1 pseudogene is annotated in these 852 nt (G+C 66.1%); it reads right to left on the bottom strand.

The features are described 5' to 3' along the window. Window positions 1-251 precede the first annotated feature (251 nt). Window positions 252-852 (bottom strand): annotated as a pseudogene (locus ACU8YE_RS23680) (isocitrate lyase); the annotation flags it as partial.

Raw genomic sequence — 852 nt, 5'->3', positions numbered from 1 at the left:
CCGTCGCTCATTGCCCGCCGTTTATCGCCGGGCGTTCGGTTGCGACGCGTCGCGCAAAAAAAACGGCGCGCCGGGCAAGGGACCGGCGCGCTTGAATGTCGCGCGGCGTCGCGAGACGCCGCACATCCTGGGCGGGCATGGCGCAACCACGCGCGCCGCAGGCGAGTGCTCCCCGATATGGTCTTGGTCTTGCCGGGTCGCGCGCCGCGGCGGCTCATGGCCGCGCGCGGCGTGCCTGCGCCTGCCGGAGCTCAGGCGACTTTCTGGCCGTCGAAGAACTGTTCGTCTTCGGTCGAGCCGTGCAGCGCGGTCGTCGACGCTTCGCGCTCGACCGTCTGCGTCACCGCGTCGAAGTAGCCGGTGCCGACTTCACGCTGGTGCTTGACCGCGGTGAAGCCCTTGTCGGCCGCCGCGAACTCGGCTTGCTGCAGTTCGACGAACGCGCTCATCTGCGTGCGGGCGTAGCCGTGCGCGAGGTTGAACATCGAGTAGTTCAGCGCATGGAAGCCGGCGAGCGTGATGAACTGGAACTTGTAGCCCATCGCGCCGAGTTCCTTCTGGAACTTCGCGATCGTCGCGTCGTCGAGGTTCTTCTTCCAGTTGAACGACGGCGAGCAGTTGTACGACAGCAGCTTGCCCGGGAACTGCTTGTGGATCGCTTCCGCGAACTTCTTCGCGTATTCGAGATCCGGCTTGCCGGTTTCGCACCAGATCAGGTCGGCGTACGGCGCATAGGCGAGGCCGCGCGAGATCGCCTGCTCGAGGCCCGGCTTCGTGCGGAAGAAGCCTTCGACCGTGCGCTCGCCCGTCAGGTACGGCTTGTCGTTGTCGTCGATGTCGGACGTGATCAGG

Source organism: Ralstonia sp. VS2407, from assembly GCF_052950655.1.
This window is presented reverse-complemented; position numbering and strand designations above follow the sequence as displayed.